This window comes from Citrobacter sp. RHB20-C16 (genome assembly GCF_013890155.1).
GTDB classification, from domain to species: Bacteria; Pseudomonadota; Gammaproteobacteria; order Enterobacterales; family Enterobacteriaceae; genus Citrobacter_A; species Citrobacter_A amalonaticus.
This window is the reverse complement of record NZ_CP057630.1, coordinates 4,782,980-4,802,559: the sequence shown is the minus strand read 5'-3', so window position 1 is coordinate 4,802,559 and position 19,580 is coordinate 4,782,980. Positions and strand designations below refer to the sequence as shown.

16 protein-coding genes and 4 tRNA genes are annotated in these 19,580 nt (G+C 54.8%); 18 read left to right on the top strand and 2 right to left on the bottom strand.

Features of this window, described 5'->3' with window-relative positions:
- Nucleotides 1-86 precede the first annotated feature (86 nt).
- The 18 genes from rho (at nt 87) to HVX64_RS22865 (ending at nt 16,494) form a co-directional block, all read left to right on the top strand.
- The gene (gene rho / locus HVX64_RS22950; protein WP_002437993.1) at nt 87-1,346 is read left to right on the top strand and encodes a transcription termination factor Rho; all 1,260 of its coding nucleotides are present in this window, start codon (nt 87-89) and stop codon (nt 1,344-1,346) included.
- A gap of 238 nt (nt 1,347-1,584) precedes the next feature.
- On the top strand, nt 1,585-2,688 hold the full coding sequence (gene wecA, locus HVX64_RS22945) for a UDP-N-acetylglucosamine--undecaprenyl-phosphate N-acetylglucosaminephosphotransferase (RefSeq protein WP_042998788.1): 1,104 nt from the start codon (nt 1,585-1,587) through the stop codon (nt 2,686-2,688).
- Between the two features lie 11 nt (nt 2,689-2,699).
- Nucleotides 2,700-3,746: an ECA polysaccharide chain length modulation protein gene (wzzE, locus tag HVX64_RS22940; RefSeq protein ID WP_042998789.1), complete on the top strand. Its 1,047-nt coding sequence runs from the start codon at nt 2,700-2,702 to the stop codon at nt 3,744-3,746.
- A gap of 55 nt (nt 3,747-3,801) precedes the next feature.
- Nucleotides 3,802-4,932, top strand: a complete 1,131-nt coding sequence (gene wecB, locus HVX64_RS22935) for a UDP-N-acetylglucosamine 2-epimerase (non-hydrolyzing) (RefSeq protein ID WP_042998790.1) — start codon at nt 3,802-3,804, stop codon at nt 4,930-4,932.
- The gene (wecC, locus tag HVX64_RS22930; RefSeq protein ID WP_044258280.1) at nt 4,929-6,191 is read left to right on the top strand and encodes a UDP-N-acetyl-D-mannosamine dehydrogenase; all 1,263 of its coding nucleotides are present in this window, start codon (nt 4,929-4,931) and stop codon (nt 6,189-6,191) included. The genes wecB and wecC overlap by 4 nt, the downstream gene beginning before the upstream one ends.
- Complete coding sequence (rffG, locus tag HVX64_RS22925; protein WP_044258282.1) at nt 6,191-7,258, top strand: dTDP-glucose 4,6-dehydratase; 1,068 nt, start codon at nt 6,191-6,193, stop codon at nt 7,256-7,258. Before wecC ends, rffG begins: the two co-directional genes overlap by 1 nt.
- Before the next feature lie 19 nt (nt 7,259-7,277).
- A complete protein-coding gene (gene rfbA / locus HVX64_RS22920; protein WP_042998793.1) occupies nt 7,278-8,159 on the top strand; it encodes a glucose-1-phosphate thymidylyltransferase RfbA in 882 nt (293 codons plus the stop codon).
- Nucleotides 8,137-8,814: a dTDP-4-amino-4,6-dideoxy-D-galactose acyltransferase gene (gene rffC / locus HVX64_RS22915; protein WP_181825450.1), complete on the top strand. Its 678-nt coding sequence runs from the start codon at nt 8,137-8,139 to the stop codon at nt 8,812-8,814. The genes rfbA and rffC overlap by 23 nt, the downstream gene beginning before the upstream one ends.
- Before the next feature lie 4 nt (nt 8,815-8,818).
- The gene (rffA, locus tag HVX64_RS22910; RefSeq protein WP_044258283.1) at nt 8,819-9,949 is read left to right on the top strand and encodes a dTDP-4-amino-4,6-dideoxygalactose transaminase; all 1,131 of its coding nucleotides are present in this window, start codon (nt 8,819-8,821) and stop codon (nt 9,947-9,949) included.
- Between the two features lies 1 nt (nt 9,950).
- Nucleotides 9,951-11,201 carry a lipid III flippase WzxE gene (gene wzxE, locus HVX64_RS22905; RefSeq protein ID WP_044258285.1) on the top strand — a complete coding sequence of 417 codons (1,251 nt, stop codon included), beginning with the start codon at nt 9,951-9,953 and terminating at the stop codon, nt 11,199-11,201.
- Nucleotides 11,198-12,277: a TDP-N-acetylfucosamine:lipid II N-acetylfucosaminyltransferase gene (locus HVX64_RS22900; protein ID WP_044258286.1), complete on the top strand. Its 1,080-nt coding sequence runs from the start codon at nt 11,198-11,200 to the stop codon at nt 12,275-12,277. Before wzxE ends, HVX64_RS22900 begins: the two co-directional genes overlap by 4 nt.
- Nucleotides 12,274-13,626 (top strand): ECA oligosaccharide polymerase, encoded by a 1,353-nt coding sequence (gene wzyE / locus HVX64_RS22895; RefSeq protein WP_044258288.1) that lies wholly within the window; start codon nt 12,274-12,276, stop codon nt 13,624-13,626. Before HVX64_RS22900 ends, wzyE begins: the two co-directional genes overlap by 4 nt.
- Before the next feature lie 2 nt (nt 13,627-13,628).
- Complete coding sequence (gene wecG, locus HVX64_RS22890) at nt 13,629-14,369, top strand: lipopolysaccharide N-acetylmannosaminouronosyltransferase (protein ID WP_044258290.1); 741 nt, start codon at nt 13,629-13,631, stop codon at nt 14,367-14,369.
- Between the two features lie 203 nt (nt 14,370-14,572).
- The gene (locus HVX64_RS22885; RefSeq protein ID WP_042998800.1) at nt 14,573-15,958 is read left to right on the top strand and encodes an amino acid permease; all 1,386 of its coding nucleotides are present in this window, start codon (nt 14,573-14,575) and stop codon (nt 15,956-15,958) included.
- Between the two features lie 102 nt (nt 15,959-16,060).
- Nucleotides 16,061-16,137 (top strand) — tRNA-Arg (locus HVX64_RS22880).
- 57 nt (nt 16,138-16,194) lie between these two features.
- Nucleotides 16,195-16,270: transfer RNA gene (locus tag HVX64_RS22875), tRNA-His, on the top strand.
- Nucleotides 16,271-16,289: 19 nt separating this feature from the next.
- A tRNA-Leu gene (locus HVX64_RS22870) sits at nt 16,290-16,376 on the top strand.
- Between the two features lie 41 nt (nt 16,377-16,417).
- Nucleotides 16,418-16,494 (top strand) — tRNA-Pro (locus HVX64_RS22865).
- Between the two features lie 683 nt (nt 16,495-17,177).
- On the opposite strand, the gene hemY is transcribed toward HVX64_RS22865, so the two are convergent.
- Complete coding sequence (gene hemY / locus HVX64_RS22860; RefSeq protein WP_044258291.1) at nt 17,178-18,374, bottom strand: protoheme IX biogenesis protein HemY; 1,197 nt, start codon at nt 18,372-18,374, stop codon at nt 17,178-17,180.
- A 2-nt stretch (nt 18,375-18,376) separates the two neighbouring features.
- Nucleotides 18,377-19,567 carry a uroporphyrinogen-III C-methyltransferase gene (gene hemX / locus HVX64_RS22855; RefSeq protein ID WP_044258292.1) on the bottom strand — a complete coding sequence of 397 codons (1,191 nt, stop codon included), beginning with the start codon at nt 19,565-19,567 and terminating at the stop codon, nt 18,377-18,379.
- Nucleotides 19,568-19,580 lie beyond the last annotated feature (13 nt).

Here is a 19,580-nt window from a genome sequence, read left to right as displayed (position 1 = left end):
GGCCGTAAACAGGCATGGATGACCCTGCCATACCATTCACAACATTAAGTTCGAGATTTACCCCAAGTTTAAGAACTCACACCACTATGAATCTTACCGAATTAAAGAATACGCCGGTTTCTGAGCTGATCACTCTCGGCGAAAATATGGGGCTGGAAAACCTGGCTCGTATGCGTAAGCAGGACATTATTTTTGCCATCCTGAAGCAGCACGCAAAGAGTGGCGAAGATATCTTTGGTGACGGTGTGCTGGAGATATTGCAGGATGGATTTGGTTTCCTCCGTTCTGCAGACAGCTCCTACCTCGCCGGTCCTGATGACATCTACGTTTCCCCCAGCCAAATCCGCCGTTTCAACCTCCGCACTGGTGATACCATCTCTGGTAAGATTCGCCCGCCAAAAGAAGGCGAACGCTACTTTGCGCTGCTGAAAGTTAACGAAGTTAACTACGACAAACCGGAAAACGCCCGTAATAAAATTCTCTTCGAAAACTTAACCCCGCTGCACGCAAACTCTCGTCTGCGTATGGAACGTGGTAACGGCTCTACCGAAGACTTAACGGCGCGCGTTTTGGATCTGGCTTCACCAATCGGTCGTGGTCAGCGTGGTCTGATCGTCGCACCGCCGAAAGCCGGTAAAACCATGCTGCTGCAAAACATTGCGCAGAGCATCGCTTACAACCACCCTGACTGTGTGTTGATGGTGCTGCTGATTGACGAACGTCCGGAAGAAGTGACCGAGATGCAACGTCTGGTGAAAGGTGAAGTTGTTGCTTCTACCTTTGACGAACCGGCATCCCGTCACGTTCAGGTAGCGGAAATGGTGATCGAGAAAGCGAAACGTCTGGTTGAACACAAAAAAGACGTTATCATTCTGCTCGACTCCATCACCCGTCTGGCACGTGCATACAACACCGTGGTTCCGGCTTCCGGTAAAGTGCTGACCGGTGGTGTGGACGCTAACGCTCTGCATCGTCCGAAGCGTTTCTTCGGTGCGGCGCGTAACGTGGAAGAGGGCGGCAGCCTGACCATCATCGCAACGGCGTTGATCGATACCGGCTCTAAGATGGATGAAGTCATCTACGAAGAGTTTAAAGGCACCGGTAACATGGAACTGCACCTCTCTCGTAAGATTGCTGAAAAACGCGTCTTCCCGGCTATCGACTACAACCGTTCCGGTACCCGTAAAGAAGAGCTGCTCACCACTCAGGAAGAGCTGCAGAAAATGTGGATCCTGCGCAAGATTATTCACCCGATGGGCGAAATCGACGCAATGGAATTCCTCATTAATAAACTGGCGATGACCAAGACTAACGACGACTTCTTCGACATGATGAAGCGCTCGTAAACGAGCTCTCAGCCGAAAACGCCACGTTTTTACGTGGCGTTTTGCTTTTATGTCTGTAATCTTAACGACAAGTTAACAAATCAAGGGTTATTGTCCTCCGCTGCACGCGCGTCAGCCATCAAGTGCGACACGTGGTTAATAATTATACAAAACAGACGGTTCGGAGTGGAGTTTCCCTTCTGAATACAGGCCTTCGTGGTTATACTTCTGCTTATAATTTTCTCTGAGAGCACGCATTGTGAATTTACTGACAGTCAGTACTGATCTCATCAGTATTTTTTTATTCACGACACTGTTCCTGTTTTTTGCACGGAAGGTCGCAAAAAAGGTCGGTTTAGTGGATAAACCCAACTTCCGTAAACGCCACCAGGGATTGATACCGTTGGTTGGGGGCATCTCAGTTTATGCGGGGATTTGTTTCACATTTAGCATTGTGAATGTCTATATCCCCCACGCTGCTCTCTATCTGGCTTGTGCCGGTGTCCTGGTCTTTATCGGTGCACTGGACGATCGCTTTGATATTAGCGTAAAAATACGTGCCACCATTCAGGCTGCTATCGGCGTAATTATGATGGCGGTAGGCAAGCTTTATCTCAGCAGCCTCGGTTATATCTTTGGCCCGTGGGAGATGGTGCTCGGCCCGTTTGGTTATTTCCTCACGCTCTTCGCCGTATGGGCCGCGATCAATGCCTTCAACATGGTGGATGGTATCGATGGCTTATTAGGCGGGCTCTCCAGCGTCTCATTTGCCGCAATGGGGCTTATTCTGTGGTTTGATGGACAGACCAGTCTGGCTATCTGGTGCTTTGCCATGATCGCCGCCATCCTGCCCTATATCCTGTTGAACCTCGGTGCGCTTGGCCGTCGCTATAAAGTGTTTATGGGTGACGCCGGCAGTACGCTGATTGGTTTTACCGTTATCTGGATCCTGCTTGAAACCACCCAGGGTAAAACGCACCCGATAAGCCCGGTTACCGCGCTGTGGATCATCGCCATTCCGCTGATGGACATGGTGGCCATCATGTATCGTCGTCTGCGTAAAGGGATGAGCCCGTTCTCGCCAGACCGTCAGCATATTCATCATTTGATCATGCGTGCAGGGTTTACTTCACGTCAGGCGTTTGTCCTGATCACGCTAGCCGCCGCAATACTGGCCTCGATTGGCGTGCTGGCGGAATATTCTCATTTTGTCCCGGAATGGGTCATGCTGGTGCTCTTTTTGCTAGCATTCTTCCTCTACGGTTACTGCATTAAGCGTGCCTGGAAGGTGGCGAGGTTCATTAAGCGCATGAAGCGCAGATTACGAAGAAACCGTGATAACAATCCAAAATTAACCAAGTAAATGAGGGTGCGATGACTCAACCATTACCGGGGGCACACGTTGTGAGCGCTGAAAATGAACTGGATATTCGTGGGTTGTTTCGTACCTTATGGGCCGGGAAGGTGTGGATTGTCGGTATCGCGCTGTTATTCGCGCTGATCGCGCTGGCGTATACTTTTTTTGCTCGTCAGGAGTGGAGCGCGACCGCGATCTCCGATCGCCCCACGGTGAATATGCTGGGGGGTTACTATTCCCAACAGCAGTTTTTGCGGAATCTGGATGCGAAAGCGGACAACGCGTCAGGTGATCAACCTTCGGTCATGGACGAAGCCTATAAAGAGTTTGTGATGCAACTGGCCTCCTGGGATACGCGTCGCGACTTCTGGCTGCAAACTGACTATTACAAGCAGCGGATGGTTGGCAACAGCAAGGCCGATGCCGCCATGCTGGATGAGATGATCAACAACATTCAGTTCACTCCCGGTGATTTTGCCCGTGCCATTAACGACAGCGTCAAGCTGATTGCCGAAACCGCACCTGATGCGAACAATCTGCTGCGTCAGTATGTGGCGTTCTCCAGCCAGCGTGCGGCAAGCCATCTCAATGAAGAACTGAAAGGCGCGTGGGCCGCGCGGACCGTGCAAATGAAGGCGCAGGTCAAACGTCAGGAAGAGGTGGCGAAAGCAATTTTCTCCCGCCGCGTGAGCAGTATTGAACAGGCGCTTAAAATCGCTGAACAGCACAATATCTCCCGCAGTGCGACCGATGTGCCAGCGGATGAATTACCGGATTCGGAGCTGTTTCTGCTCGGACGTCCCATGCTCCAGGCACGCCTTGAAAATTTACAGGCGGTCGGCCCCTCTTTCGATCTGGACTACTTCCAGAATCGAGCCATGCTAAATACATTGAATGTGGGCCCCACGCTGGACCCGCGTTTTCAGACCTATCGCTATTTGCGTACACCGGAAGAACCGGTAAAACGCGATAGCCCGCGCCGTGCCTTCCTGATGGTGATGTGGGGCATCGTGGGGGGGCTTATCGGCGCAGGTGTTGCGTTAACCCGCCGCCGCACGATTTAGCACGACTGCCGCAGTGAGGGGCTGGGCCCTCACTGACTATTCGAAGAGAATCGATGTGAAAGTACTGACTGTATTTGGCACGCGACCGGAAGCCATAAAAATGGCACCTCTGGTGCATGCGCTGGCAAAGGATCCTGATTTCGACGCAAAAGTCTGCGTCACCGCGCAGCACCGGGAGATGCTCGATCAGGTATTGAATCTCTTTTCTATTGTTCCTGATTACGATCTCAATATTATGCAACCGGGTCAGGGATTGACAGAGATAACCTGTCGGATACTGGAAGGGCTGAAGCCTATCCTCGCTGACTTCAAGCCAGATGTGGTACTGGTACACGGAGATACCACCACCACGATTGCGACCAGTCTGGCCGCGTTTTATCAACGTATACCGGTCGGCCATGTCGAGGCCGGGTTACGCACTGGCGATCTCTATTCCCCGTGGCCGGAAGAGGCAAACCGTACGCTGACCGGGCATCTGGCGATGTATCACTTTGCGCCGACGGAGAACTCGCGGCAAAACCTGTTGCGCGAGAATATTGCCGACAGCCGCATCTTTGTAACCGGCAATACGGTGATCGATGCGCTGATCTGGGTGCGCGACCGCGTTCTGGCTAGTGATACGTTGCGTTCAGAACTTGCCGAGCAGTATCCGTTCCTCAGTTCGGATAAAAAACTGATCCTCGTGACCGGTCATCGTCGCGAAAGTTTTGGCCGTGGATTTGAGCAGATTTGCCATGCGCTGGCGGAGATTGCGGCCGCCAATCAGGATGTGCAGATTGTCTATCCAGTGCACCTGAACCCGAACGTCAGCGAGCCGGTCAACCGCATTCTCGGTCATGTTGAAAACGTGACGCTGATTGAACCGCAGGACTATCTGCCCTTTGTCTGGCTGATGAATCACGCCTGGCTGATTCTGACGGACTCCGGCGGGATTCAGGAAGAGGCGCCGTCACTGGGCAAACCGGTGCTGGTGATGCGTGAAACAACCGAACGACCCGAGGCCATTACCGCCGGGACCGTGCGTCTGGTGGGGACAGACCCACAGCGCATTGTTGAAGAAGTCACGCGTTTGCTGCATGACGAAAACGAATATCAGGCTATGAGCCGCGCCCATAACCCTTACGGTGACGGGCAGGCCTGCGGCCGCATTTTACACGCATTAAAAAACAATCGGGTATCGCTATGAGTTTTTCTACCATTTCTGTTATTGGGCTGGGATATATCGGTTTGCCGACGGCGGCTGCCTTTGCTTCGCGCCAAAAGCAGGTGATTGGGGTGGACGTTAACCCGCATGCGGTGGAGACCATCAACCGCGGTGAAATCCATATTGTTGAGCCGGACCTCGATAACGTCGTGAAAACGGCGGTGGAAGGCGGTTTTCTGCGCGCCACCACGACCCCTGTCGATGCCGATGCGTATCTGATTGCAGTACCGACGCCGTTTAAAGGTGAGCATGAGCCGGATATGACCTATGTCGAAGCGGCGGCGAAATCCGTTGCGCCAGTGCTGAAAAAGGGCGCGCTGGTAATCCTCGAGTCGACCTCTCCGGTTGGCGCGACCGAACAGATGGCGGCGTGGCTGGCCGAAATGCGTCCGGATCTCACTTTCCCGCAGCAGGCGGGCGAGCAGGCGGATGTGAATATCGCCTATTGTCCTGAGCGCGTTCTGCCGGGTCAGGTGATGGTTGAACTGATCAAGAATGACCGGGTCATCGGCGGTATGACGCCGGTGTGCTCGGCGCGTGCCAGCGAGCTGTACAAAATATTTCTTGAAGGCGAGTGCGTGGTGACCAATTCCCGTACGGCCGAAATGTGCAAGCTGACGGAAAACAGCTTCCGCGACGTCAATATCGCCTTTGCGAACGAACTGTCGCTGATTTGCGCCGAGCAGAGGATTAACGTCTGGGAACTGATTCGCCTGGCAAACCGTCATCCACGTGTCAACATTCTCCAGCCTGGACCGGGTGTGGGCGGGCACTGTATTGCTGTCGACCCGTGGTTCATTGTGGCGCAGAATCCGTTGCAGTCGCGTCTGATCCGTACCGCGCGTGAAGTAAACGACGGTAAACCACACTGGGTCGTCGATCAGGTCAAAGCCGCCGTTGCGGACTGCCTGGCGGCGACGAACAAGCGCGCCAGCGAAGTGAAAATCGCCTGCTTTGGCCTCGCATTCAAACCCAATATCGACGATTTGCGTGAAAGCCCGGCAATGGGGATCGCAAAAAGTATCGCCCAGTGGCACAGCGGTGAAACGCTGGTGGTGGAACCGAATATTCACCAGTTGCCGAAAAAGCTGGACGGTCTTTGTACTCTTGCCGCCCTGAACGACGCGCTGGCGACGGCCGACGTGCTGGTGATGCTGGTCGATCATAGCCAGTTTAAAGCCATTCAGGGCGATGCTGTGCAGCAGCAGTACGTCGTGGATACCAAAGGAGTGTGGCGTTAATGAAACGGATTCTGGTGACGGGTGGCGCAGGTTTCATCGGCTCAGCGGTGGTACGGCATATCATTAATGAGACGGCAGATGCGGTGGTGGTGGTGGATAAACTCACCTACGCCGGCAATCTGATGTCGCTGGCTCCGGTTGCGCAGAACGATCGCTTTGCTTTCGAGAAAGTGGATATTTGCGATCGTGCCTCGCTGGATCGGGTGTTTCAACAGTATCAGCCAGACTGCGTGATGCACCTGGCCGCCGAAAGCCATGTCGATCGTTCCATCGATGGACCGGCGGCGTTTATCGAAACCAACATTGTTGGCACCTACACGCTGCTGGAAGCGGCGCGGGCGTACTGGAGTGAACGGGCTGACGAGAAGAAATCGGCGTTTCGCTTCCACCACATCTCGACGGACGAGGTGTATGGCGATCTGCACTCGACGGATGATTTCTTTACTGAGACGACGCCCTACGCCCCTAGCAGCCCCTATTCCGCGTCGAAAGCCAGCAGCGATCACCTGGTGCGCGCCTGGTTGCGCACTTACGGTCTTCCAACCCTTATCACCAACTGCTCTAACAACTATGGCCCTTACCACTTCCCGGAAAAACTGATCCCGCTGATGATTCTTAATGCGCTGGCGGGCAAACCGCTGCCGGTGTATGGCAACGGACAGCAGGTCCGCGACTGGCTGTATGTGGACGATCACGCGAGAGCGCTGTACTGCGTGGCGACCACCGGAGAAGTCGGTGAAACGTATAACATCGGCGGTCATAACGAGCGTAAGAATCTGGACGTGGTTGAGACGATTTGCGAGCTGCTGGAAACGCTGGCGCCGAACAAACCGCAGGGTATCGCACATTACCGCGACCTGATTACCTTTGTGGACGATCGTCCTGGTCACGACTTACGTTACGCCATTGATGCGTCAAAAATCGCCCGTGAGCTTGGCTGGACGCCGCAGGAAACCTTTGAAAGCGGCATGCGTAAAACCGTGCAGTGGTATCTGGCGAATGAGGCCTGGTGGAAGCCCGTACAAGACGGCAGTTATCAGGGGCAACGTTTAGGTCTGAAGGGCTAATTTCCCGGAGGAGGAAGGCATGAAAGGTATCATTCTGGCGGGCGGCTCTGGCACCCGTTTGCATCCTATCACGCGTGGCGTGTCGAAACAGCTGCTCCCCATTTACGATAAGCCGATGATTTATTATCCGTTATCGGTGCTCATGCTGGCCGGCATTCGTGAGATCCTGATTATCACCACGCCGGAAGACAAAGGATATTTTCAGCGTCTGTTAGGCGACGGTTCTGAATTTGGCATTCATTTGCAGTATGCCGAACAACCGAGTCCGGATGGCCTGGCGCAAGCGTTTATCATCGGTGAGACGTTCCTGAACGGCGAACCTTCCTGCCTGGTGTTAGGCGACAATATTTTCTTCGGTCAGGGGTTCAGTCCTAAATTGCGCCATGTCGCCGCGCGTACCGAAGGGGCGACCGTGTTTGGCTATCAGGTGATGGATCCAGAACGGTTTGGCGTGGTGGAGTTTGATGACAATTTCCGCGCCATCTCGTTAGAAGAGAAACCGAAGCAGCCAAAATCTAACTGGGCGGTGACCGGGCTCTATTTCTACGACAGCAAGGTGGTGGAGTACGCAAAGCGCGTGAAACCATCTGAACGCGGCGAACTGGAGATCACCTCTATCAATCAGATGTACCTTGACGCAGGCAATCTGACCGTTGAGCTGCTGGGCCGCGGTTTTGCCTGGCTCGATACGGGAACGCATGACAGCCTGATTGAGGCGAGCACCTTTGTGCAGACGGTTGAAAAGCGTCAGGGATTCAAAATTGCCTGTCTGGAAGAGATTGCCTGGCGCAATGGCTGGCTGGATGATGACGGCGTGAAACGTGCCGCCAGCGCTCTGGCGAAAACAGGTTATGGCCAATATTTACTGGAGCTGCTTCGTGCACGTCCACGCCAGTATTGAGCCGCTGGGCTGGGAAAACCGCTTCTTTGGCATCAACAGCGCCATTGTCCGGCTGGATCCGGCGGCGCCGTTATTGACCGCAGAAGCCTTACAGCCCTGGTCGCGGGTGCAGGCCAAAATCCCGGCGGCCAATACCCGCGAGCTGGATGCTCTGCAACAACTGGGTTTCGCGCTGGTGGAAGGGGAAGTCGATTTTGTTCTTCCTGTCGGGAAAAACAACGGTCAAACTGGCGCAGAAATTGCACAACTGACGGACATTCCGGCCTTGCGCCAGCTCGCTGCGGCGGCCTTTGCGCAAAGCCGCTTTCGCACGCCGTGGTATGCGCCTGACGCCAGCGCTCGCTTTTATGCGCAGTGGATTGAAAACGCGGTGCACGGCACGTTTGATCATCAGTGTCTGGTTCTTCGCACCTCAAATGGGGATATTCGCGGCTATGTCTCGCTGCGTGAACTGGATGACCGCGAGGCGCGAATCGGCTTGCTCGCCGGGCGTGGCGTTGGGGCAGAGCTGATGCAGGCGGCGCTGGGATGGGCGCAGGCGCGCGGCAAAACAACATTGCTGGTGGCGACCCAGATGGGCAACACCGCCGCGCTTAAACGTTATATACAAAGCGGTGCGAATGTAGAAAGCACCGCGTACTGGTTATACAGGTGACAACATGATTCCGTTTAACGCACCGCCGGTGGTGGGTACCGAACTTGAGTATATGCAGTCTGCAATGGGCAGCGGCAAACTGTGTGGCGATGGGGGCTTTACTCGTCGTTGTCAGCAGTGGCTTGAGCAGCGTTTTGGCAGTGCGAAGGTACTGCTGACGCCTTCCTGTACCGCCTCACTGGAGATGGCGGCACTGCTGCTGGATATCCAGCCGGGTGATGAAGTGATCATGCCGAGTTACACCTTCGTGTCGACCGCGAATGCCTTTGTGCTGCGCGGCGCTAAAATCATCTTTGTGGATATCCGTCCGGATACCATGAACATTGACGAAACGCGCATTGAAGCGGCGATCACCGAAAAAACGCGGGCGATTGTGCCGGTGCATTATGCGGGTGTGGCCTGTGAGATGGACACCATCATGGCGCTGGCGGATAAGTACAACCTGTTTGTGGTAGAAGACGCCGCGCAGGGGGTGATGTCGACTTACAAAGGCCGGGCGCTGGGAACGATCGGCCACATCGGCTGCTTTAGTTTCCATGAAACCAAAAACTACACCGCCGGTGGCGAAGGCGGCGCAACGCTGATTAACGATCGCAGCCTTATTGAGCGAGCCGAAATCATTCGTGAAAAAGGGACTAACCGCAGCCAGTTCTTCCGTGGTCAGGTCGACAAATATACCTGGCGTGATATTGGTTCCAGCTATTTGATGTCCGATCTACAGGCCGCTTATCTCTGGGCACAGTTGGAAGCGGCGGACCGCATTAATCAGCAGCGTCTGGCGCTGTGGCAGACCTACTATGATGCCCTCGCACCGCTGGCGCGTGCGGGCAGAATTGAATTGCCATCCATTCCGGATGACTGCAAACAGAACGCCCATATGTTTTATATCAAGCTGCGCGACATTGACGATCGTAGCGCGCTGATTAACTTCCTGAAAGAAGCCGAGATTATGGCGGTGTTCCACTACATTCCGCTGCATGACTGCCCGGCTGGCGACAAGTTTGGTGAATTCTCCGGCGAGGACCGCTACACCACCAAAGAGAGCGAACGTCTGCTGCGCCTTCCGTTGTTCTATAACCTGTCGGCAGTGAATCAGCGAACGGTGATTACGACATTGCTGAACTATTTCGCCTGATATGTCGCTTGCGAAAGCGTCCTTGTGGACGGCGGCCAGCACGCTGGTCAAAATTGGCGCGGGGTTACTGGTCGTTAAGCTGCTGGCGGTGTCATTCGGCCCGGCGGGTGTCGGGCAAGCGGGAAATTTCCGTCAGATGGTCACCGTGCTTGGCGTCCTGGCGGGGGCCGGCATTTTCAACGGCGTCACCAAATACGTTGCGCAGTCTCACGATAACCCCGAACAATTGCGGCAGGTGGTCGGGACATCCTCGGCGATGGTGCTGGGTTTTTCGACGCTGCTGGCGCTGGTGTTTCTGCTTGCGGCGGCACCGATTAGCCAGGGACTGTTTGGTCATACGCAGTATCAGGGGTTAGTACGCTTAGTGGCGCTGGTGCAGATGGGGATTGCCTGGGCCAACCTGCTGCTGGCGTTAATGAAAGGATTTCGTGATGCGGCCGGGAATGCGCTGTCACTGATTGTCGGCAGCCTGGTGGGCGTTGTCGCCTATTATGGCTGTTACCGGCTGGGTGGCTATGAAGGCGCGCTCCTCGGCCTGGCGCTGGTGCCCGCACTGGTGGTGATCCCGGCGGCAGCCATGCTGCTGAAACGCGGAATGATCCCTCTGTGCTATCTCAAGCCATCCTGGGATAACGGGCTGGCGGGCCAGCTCAGCAAGTTTACCCTGATGGCGCTGATCACCTCCGTCACGCTGCCAGTGGCGTATGTGATGATGCGAAACCTGCTGGCGGCGCACTACAGTTGGGATGACGTCGGAATCTGGCAAGGGGTGAGCAGTATCTCGGATGCTTACCTACAATTTATTACCGCGTCGTTTAGCGTTTACCTGTTGCCGACGCTGTCGCGCCTTACCGAAAAGCGGGACATCACACGGGAAGTGGTGAAGTCGCTGAAGTTTGTTCTGCCTGCGGTGGCCGCTGCGAGCTTCTCCGTCTGGCTGCTGCGTGACTTTGCTATCTGGCTGCTGTTCTCTGAGAAATTCACCGCCATGCGCGATCTGTTTGCCTGGCAGTTGGTTGGAGATGTGCTGAAAGTTGGGGCATATGTCTTCGGTTACCTGGTGATCGCCAAAGCGTCACTGCGGTTTTATATTCTGGCGGAAATCAGCCAGTTCTTTTTATTGACGGCATTTGCGCACTGGCTGATCCCGGCACATGGCGCGCTGGGTGCGGCACAGGCCTATATGGCAACGTATGTCGTCTATTTTTCTTTATGTTGTTGTGTATTTTTACTCTGGCGTAGGCGGGCATGACTGTACTGATTCACGTACTGGGATCGGATATCCCTCACCATAATCAAACCGTGCTGCGGTTTTTCAACGATACGCTGGCATCGACCAGTGAGCATGCCCGTGTCTTTATGGTCGCCGGTCAGGATGCCGGGTTGACGGAAAGTTGCCCGGCGCTCTCCATCCGTTTCTACAGCGGTAAAAAATCGCTGGCGCAAGCGGTGATAGCGCAAGCTAAAGCGAACAGACAGCAGCGTTTCTTCTTCCACGGTCAGTTTAATATGGCGCTGTGGCTGGCGTTACTGAGCGGTGGAATTAAGCCCAGTCAGTTTTACTGGCACATCTGGGGCGCGGATCTGTATGAAGTCTCCAGCGGACTGAAATTCAAACTGTTTTATCCGCTTCGCCGTCTGGCGCAAAGCCGTATTGGGGGCGTTTTTGCCACCCGTGGCGATCTGAACTATTTCGCCCAACAGCATCCGCGCGTGCCGGGAGAACTGCTCTATTTCCCGACGCGAATGGATCCCGCGCTCAACAATATGGTGAACGATCGCCAACGCAGCGGAAAAATGACCATTCTGGTGGGCAACTCAGGCGATCGCAGCAACGAACATATCGCCGCGCTGCGGGCGGTGCATCAGCAGTTTGGCGACAACGTAAATGTGGTTGTCCCGATGGGCTATCCGGCGAATAACGAGGCGTATATCGCGGACGTTCGTCAGGCGGGGCTAAGACTGTTCAGTGCAGATAACCTGCAGATCCTCAGCGACAAGCTGGCGTTCGACGACTATCTGGCGCTGCTTCGTCAGTGCGATCTCGGGTACTTTATTTTTGCCCGTCAGCAGGGAATTGGCACCTTGTGTTTGCTGATTCAGGCAGGCGTGCCCTGCGTGCTGAACCGCGAAAATCCCTTCTGGCAGGACATGGTGGAACAGCATCTTCCGGTGCTGTTTACGACCGATGAACTTAACGAACAGGTGGTGCGCGAGGCGCAGCGCCAGCTGGCGTCAGTGGATAAAAATACCATTACCTTCTTTAGCCCGAACTATTTGCAGCCCTGGCATCACGCGTTGCAGGTTGCCGCAGCGGAGGCGCTATGAGTCTGATGCAGTTCAGCGGCCTGTTTGTCGTCTGGCTCCTCTCCACGTTGTTTATCGCCACGCTAACCTGGTTTGAGTTTCGCCGCGTGCGCTTCAACTTCAACGTGTTCTTCTCGCTGCTGTTTTTGCTGACCTTCTTTTTTGGCTTTCCGCTGACCAGCGTGCTGGCGTTCCGCTTTGACGTTGCCGTCGCACCGCCGGAAATCCTGCTACAGGCGCTGCTTTCCGCCGCCTGTTTCTACGCGATCTACTATGTGACCTATAAGACCCGCTTGCGCAAACGGATTGCGGACGCGCCGTACAAACCGCTGTTCACGATGAATCGGGTGGAAACCCATCTCACCTGGATGATTCTGATGGGGATTGCGCTGATCAGCGTGGGCATCTTCTTCATGCATAATGGTTTCTTACTGTTCCGCCTGCAGTCGTATAGCCAGATTTTTTCCAGTGAAGTTTCCGGCGTGGCGTTAAAACGCTTCTTTTACTTTTTCATCCCGGCCATGCTGGTGGTCTATTTCCTGCGTCAGGACAGTAAAGCGTGGCTGTTCTTCCTGGTCAGCACCGTCGCATTTGGCCTGCTGACGTATGTGATTGTCGGCGGCACTCGCGCCAATATCATCATTGCCTTCGCCATCTTCCTGTTCATCGGTATTATTCGCGGCTGGATCTCTCTGTGGATGCTGGCGGCAGCAGGCGTGCTGGGGATTGTCGGGATGTTCTGGCTGGCATTGAAGCGCTACGGGCTGAACGTCAGCGGTGACGAGGCGTTCTATACGTTTCTCTATCTCACCCGTGACACGTTTTCTCCGTGGGAGAACCTGGCGCTGCTGCTGCAAAATTACGACAAAATCGACTTTCAGGGGCTGGCGCCAATTGCCCGTGATTTCTACGTCTTTATTCCTTCCTGGCTTTGGCCAGGGCGGCCGAGTGTGGTGCTGAATACGGCGAACTACTTTACGTGGGAAGTGCTGAACAACCATTCCGGTCTGGCGATTTCGCCAACGCTGATTGGTTCGCTGGTGGTGATGGGCGGCGCGCTGTTTATCCCGCTGGGCGCGGTTGTGGTAGGGCTTATCATCAAATGGTTCGACTGGCTGTACGAGCTGGGTAATCGTGAGGCCAACCGCTACAAGGCCGCGATTTTGCATAGTTTTTGCTTTGGCGCGATTTTCAATATGATCGTGCTGGCGCGAGAGGGACTGGACTCGTTTGTCTCGCGTGTTGTTTTTTTCCTGGTGGTTTTTGGTGCCTGTTTGCTGGTGGCAAAACTTCTGTTCTGGCTGTTTGACCAGGCCGGACTGATCCATAAACGTTGGCGAGCCCTGCCAGACAAACAGGTTGAAGGATAGCAATGACTGATAATACAACAGCACCAATTTACGATCTGCGCGGACTCCAGCTGATTGGCTGGCGTGATATGCACCATGCGCTGGATTATCTCTATGCTGGCGGCCAGCTTAAACAAGGTACGCTGGTGGCGATTAACGCAGAAAAGGTCCTGACGGCGGAAGATAACCCAGAAGTCCGTACCCTGATTGAGGCGGCAGAGTATAAATATGCCGACGGGATCAGCGTCGTGCGCTCGGTACGCAAAAAATTTCCGCATGCCCAGGTTTCTCGCGTGGCGGGTGCCGATCTCTGGGAAGCGTTGATGGCCCGCGCGGGTGAGGAAGGCACGCCGGTATTCCTTGTGGGCGGAAAGCCGGAAGTGCTGGTGCAAACGCAAGCGAAACTGCGCGCCCAGTGGAATGTGAACATTGTCGGCAGCCAGGACGGTTATTTTACGCCGGAGCAGCGTCCTGCGCTATTTGAGCAAATCCACGCCAGTGGGGCGAAAATCGTCACCGTGGCGATGGGATCGCCGAAACAGGAAATCTTTATGCGCGATTGCCGGCAGGTGCATCCGCATGCGCTCTATATGGGCGTCGGCGGTACCTATGATGTTTTCACCGGTCATGTAAAACGTGCGCCGAAGGTGTGGCAAAATCTGGGGCTGGAGTGGCTGTATCGCTTGCTGTCGCAGCCGAGCCGCATTACCCGTCAACTCCGTTTACTGCGTTACCTGCGCTGGCACTACAGCGGTAATATCTAAAAACCCCTTCTTCATGCAGGTAGCGCATTCTGCTCCATGCGCTACCATGTTGCCTCATTTTTGCACTGTTTTTACAAAAAAATGCAATTTTTTAATGCTTCGTTTGCCATTTCGCCAAATTTGCGAAAACATGCGCCCCCAGCGATGTACCCATAACAATAACCGGCAATGCCGGAAAGCATGTAAACACGACAAGAGGATTTATGGCAGAGAATAAACCGGAGCTGCAGCGTGGGCTGGAGGCTCGTCATATCGAATTGATTGCCCTCGGGGGCACCATTGGCGTCGGCCTGTTTATGGGGGCGGCAAGCACCCTGAAATGGGCAGGACCATCGGTACTGCTGGCATATATTGTCGCCGGCCTGTTCGTCTTTTTCATTATGCGTTCAATGGGCGAGATGCTGTTCCTGGAGCCGGTTGCCGGTTCTTTCGCCGTTTACGCTCACCGCTACATGAGCCCGTTCTTCGGTTATCTCACCGCATGGTCATACTGGTTTATGTGGATGGCGGTCGGTATTTCGGAGATCACCGCGATCGGCGTCTATGTCCAGTTCTGGTTTCCGGAAATGGCGCAATGGATACCGGCGCTAATTGCCGTTGGACTGGTGGCGCTGGCAAACCTGGCGGCCGTTCGTCTGTATGGCGAAATTGAGTTCTGGTTTGCGATGATCAAAGTCACCACCATCATCGTGATGATTGTGGTGGGTCTGGGCGTGATTTTCTTCGGCCTTGGCAACGGCGGGCAGCCGATTGGCTTTGGTAACCTGACCGGGCACGGCGGTTTCTTTGCCGGTGGCTGGAAAGGCTTCCTCACCGCGTTGTGTATTGTGGTCGCCTCTTATCAGGGCGTGGAGCTGATCGGGATTACGGCGGGCGAAGCCAAAAACCCGCAGGTCACGCTGCGTAGCGCGGTAGGTAAAGTGCTGTGGCGTATTCTGATCTTCTACGTGGGAGCGATTTTCGTGATCGTCACTATCTTCCCGTGGAACGAAATTGGCAGCAACGGCAGTCCGTTCGTCCTGACCTTTGCCAAAATTGGTATCACTACTGCGGCGGCGATTATCAACTTTGTCGTGCTGACCGCCGCGCTGTCTGGCTGTAACAGCGGAATGTACAGTTGTGGGCGTATGCTTTACGCGCTGGCGAAGAATCGTCAACTGCCGGCGGCGATGGGGAAAGTTTCCCGTCACGGCGTTCCGGTGGCGGGCGTGGCGTTGTCGATTGCGATTCTGCTGGTCGGTTCGTGCCTGAACTACATCATTCCTAATCCGCAGCGCGTCTTCGTCTATGTTTATAGTGCAAGCGTGCTGCCGGGGATGGTGCCGTGGTTTGTGATCCTGATTAGCCAGTTGCGTTTTCGTCGGGCGCATAAAGCGGCGATGGCCAGCCATCCGTTCCGTTCAATTCTGTTCCCGTGGGCAAACTATTTGACGATGGCTTTCCTGGTTTGCGTACTGATCGGCATGTACTTTAATGAAGATACCCGTATGTCGCTGTTTGTCGGCATCATCTTCCTGCTCTCCGTGACGGCTGTTTACAAGGTTTTTGGCCTCAACCGTCAGGGTATCGCCCAGAAAACGGGGGAATAAGCGACAAAACGCGCAAAGCGTAACCAAACGCGCATTTTATTTAAAAAGGCACTAGACAGCGGGGTGTGAAGTCCGTATTATCCACCCCCGCAACGGCGCTAAGCGCCCGTAGCTCAGCTGGATAGAGCGCTGCCCTCCGGAGGCAGAGGTCTCAGGTTCGAATCCTGTCGGGCGCACCATTTACCCGGTGCTGGAGCTGCGGTGGTTTTGATACCGCGTAACAAAGATTTGCAGTGGTGGCTATAGCTCAGTTGGTAGAGCCCTGGATTGTGATTCCAGTTGTCGTGGGTTCGAATCCCATTAGCCACCCCATTATTAAAAGTTGTGAAATGCGAAGGTGGCGGAATTGGTAGACGCGCTAGCTTCAGGTGTTAGTGTCCTTACGGACGTGGGGGTTCAAGTCCCCCCCCTCGCACCACGACTTAACGAATTGAACTAAAAATTCAAAAAGCAGTACATCGGCGAGTAGCGCAGCTTGGTAGCGCAACTGGTTTGGGACCAGTGGGTCGGAGGTTCGAATCCTCTCTCGCCGACCAATTTTGAACCCCGCTTCGGCGGGGTTTTTCTTTTTCTACGCCACACTTTCTTCTTTTCCCCTGTTGCTTCCCTGAGACAACCCTGTTTGCCATTGTCGCCATTTGGTGACGATTAACATTCTGATATTTCTCCACTTTTGTATATCGGGCGAGATCTGTCTCTGCTGAGCGACAATGAGGTGTATTTCCGGCTGGCAGAAAAAGGCAAAATCGCCGACAACCCGCGTCAGTACAGGGATAGCGAATTATCTTAATCCCTATTTTTAGCGGTTCAATCCTGGCATGCAATGTGCAATAATAGTCGGGTAGATGCTCATTCCATCTCTTATGCTCGCCATAGTGCCTCATAAACTCAGGAATGATGCAGAGCCGTTTACGGTGCTTATCGTCCACAGACAGATGTCGCTTCGGCCTCATCAAACACCATGGACATAACGTTGAGTGAAGCACCCATTTATGTTGTCATACAGACCTGTTTAACGCCTGCTCCAAAAGAGCGGGCGTTTTTTTATGCATATACGTCATCCTCCAGGCTGCCCCTTTGTTGGCTGCGCCTGCTCACCCCGGTCACTGACTCATGTAAGCTCCCGGGGATCCTCAGACTTGCCGCCTCGATGCATCCCGAATGATTTTGTGTATGCGATTAATGCCCGGAGCGCGAAGCGTCACCGGGCGTCAGGGCGTTATTGCGGGGGATTATTCTGCAACGTCAGCATCAGGCCGTCACGGCGCATGGTGGCCGCTTCTTCCGGTTGATGCAGGCGGTCGAGCGCGTCGGCAAGCCAGGCATAATCGTACGCGTCCGGGCGCTGCTTCAGCGCGGCGCGGAAGGCAACGGTCGCTTCCTGCCATTCGCCGTGCTTCATCAGCGACTGACCCAGCGTACTCCACAGCAGCGGGCGATCGCCGACGGTCTTGATTTGCTGACGCAGGACTTTCTCCAGCTGTTCTGGATTATTGGTTTTCAGACGCGGAATTGGCAGCACGAGGCGATCGTCATACTGACGCTTCAGACCGTCGATAATGATTTGCTGCGCCATGTCGTGATCGTCGCATTCAATCAGATGCTCGGCCATGGCCACCTGCAGGGCGACCTGATGACGGGTTTTACGGCTCTGGTTTTTCCACCATTCGCGTAGACCATCGCTGCCCTGATCGGCGCGCGCCTGATCCATCAGACCAATCCACGCCTGCTGTTCCAGCATCGCACGATGCTCTTCATCACCGACGTTCGCTTTCGCCATTGACGGGATGATATCCAGCAGCGAGCTCCAGGCACCGGTGCGAATGTAGGCCTGTTCCGCCAGACGCAATACTTCCGGATGGCGCGGCGTCACCTCCAGCAGTTTATCCACGCCGTGGCGCGCGGCATGGTTCTCATTGCGCGCCAGTTGCAGACGGACACGCGCAATCTCAACCGGAATCGTGTCGTTGCCCGCGAGTTCTGCCGCACGTTCCAGATGTTGGTTTGCGCGCGCTTCGTCACCACGCTGTTGCGCTGCTTCAGCGGCGAGCAGGTAATTCACTACCGGCTGTTCAGCATGATCGGCATTTTTCGCCATCAGCTTCTCAACCTGCTGATAGTCTCCTTCCGCCAGTTTCAACAGTGCCTGTTCGGTCTGCTTGCGGGCGCGACGACGTTTGCGACCCACAAACCAGCCGCGTGTATGTGCGCCGGTTCGGAAGAGGCGGCGCAGCAGCCATTCGATGGCAAACAGTACCACCATCGCAAGGATCAGGATAATGACCAGCCCGGTCACGCTGGTTTCAATATTGTAGGTGTCGGTCTGGATCAGGACATAACCCTGGTGACCGGCAATCATCGGGCCGATCACGATACCCGCGATCAACAGCACAAAGAGCAATAATACTTTTAGCATCATTATTCTCCTTGCGGCGCGGCTGCCGGGATTTCGGCCTGCGGTGCTTCAGACGCAGGGGCGGGGACCGCTTCAGATGGCGCGGCGCCCGGTTGTGCCAGCAGGTTACGCACGCGGGTTTGCATCAATTTTTCGAGGATCGCCTGGCTTTGCAGCGTTTCCGGTACGTCCATCGTGATGCTCTGCTGACTCAACTTGTCCACTTCTTCAAGGAAGGCTTTTGTCGTGGCGTCGTCGGTATCGTAGTAGGCACGCACCCAGGTGGAGACGTTATCCAGCGCCTGACGGTAAGTCTCTTCCTGATGGCGCGGCACAGCCTGGGCGGCAACCAGCAGACGAGAGCGGATGTTTTCCCGCAGATAGACATCCTGATTCGGCGCTAACAGCGGGACCGCAGTATCATCGCGGCGGCGGATGGTGATAAAGCTGTCCATAAAGTTCTGCCAGCTTTTTTGCAGATTGACGCGCCATTCGCTGATTGAACTGGAAAGCTCAGGGCTGTCGGCGTCCATCGGTGAACCGTCGCTGTCGTTATCCGCCAGACGCAGGTTATCGATCTGATTAGAAAGCTGATTAATTTTCAGGATGATACCGTCGTAATCCACCTGAGCGACGGAGGAAATACTGGCGATATCATCGGTGATAGCCCGGCGTGCGGTAATCAGGCTGGGATCGTTCATGTCCGCGAGGCTGGCATCTGCGCTCTTCAGTAGCGCGGCCGCCGTCGTCACATCCTGATCGCTCCACAGCTTACGTCCGGCCAGCTTGACCAGGAAATCGGCCTGCGCAAGCAGCCAGGTTTTGGCATCACTACCGGAAATCGTGGCGACTTTCTGTTGGACTTCATCCAGCTGTTTCGCCAGTTCAGTTTGCTGACGGTTGGCCTGCTCAAGCTGCGCCGCCTGCTGTTTAATGACGCCTTCCAGCTCCGCCTTCTGGCTTTCCTGCGCTTTTTGCAGCGCGGTCAGTTGATTAGCCAGTGCATCGCTGGTGGCGGTCTGTGTGGTCGCCTGTTGTTTTCCCCAGCCATAGAGTCCAACACCGGCTGCCAGCGCGATGGCGATTGCCACCGCACTCAGGATGAGCGCAGTGCCGTTTTTACTCTTTTTTTCAGCAGTAGCTGGCTGTGGCTGAGTTTCCACGGCCTCCCTGGTCTCTTCAACCACGGCGGAGGATTTTTCTTGTTCCGTCATTATGGCTTCCCAT

Bases quoted from the DNA above. Each gene is read 5' to 3' on its own strand.
- rho (WP_002437993.1), top strand. From the start codon at position 87: ATGAATCTTACCGAATTAAAGAATACGCCGGTTTCTGAGCTGATCACT.
- wzzE (WP_042998789.1), top strand. From the start codon at position 2,700: ATGACTCAACCATTACCGGGGGCACACGTTGTGAGCGCTGAAAATGAA.
- wecC (WP_044258280.1), top strand. From the start codon at position 4,929: ATGAGTTTTTCTACCATTTCTGTTATTGGGCTGGGATATATCGGTTTG.
- rffG (WP_044258282.1), top strand. From the start codon at position 6,191: ATGAAACGGATTCTGGTGACGGGTGGCGCAGGTTTCATCGGCTCAGCG.
- rfbA (WP_042998793.1), top strand. From the start codon at position 7,278: ATGAAAGGTATCATTCTGGCGGGCGGCTCTGGCACCCGTTTGCATCCT.
- rffA (WP_044258283.1), top strand. From the start codon at position 8,819: ATGATTCCGTTTAACGCACCGCCGGTGGTGGGTACCGAACTTGAGTAT.
- wzxE (WP_044258285.1), top strand. From the start codon at position 9,951: ATGTCGCTTGCGAAAGCGTCCTTGTGGACGGCGGCCAGCACGCTGGTC.
- HVX64_RS22900 (WP_044258286.1), top strand. From the start codon at position 11,198: ATGACTGTACTGATTCACGTACTGGGATCGGATATCCCTCACCATAAT.
- wzyE (WP_044258288.1), top strand. From the start codon at position 12,274: ATGAGTCTGATGCAGTTCAGCGGCCTGTTTGTCGTCTGGCTCCTCTCC.
- wecG (WP_044258290.1), top strand. From the start codon at position 13,629: ATGACTGATAATACAACAGCACCAATTTACGATCTGCGCGGACTCCAG.
- HVX64_RS22885 (WP_042998800.1), top strand. From the start codon at position 14,573: ATGGCAGAGAATAAACCGGAGCTGCAGCGTGGGCTGGAGGCTCGTCAT.
- hemY (WP_044258291.1), bottom strand. From the start codon at position 18,374: ATGCTAAAAGTATTATTGCTCTTTGTGCTGTTGATCGCGGGTATCGTG.
- hemX (WP_044258292.1), bottom strand. From the start codon at position 19,567: ATGACGGAACAAGAAAAATCCTCCGCCGTGGTTGAAGAGACCAGGGAG.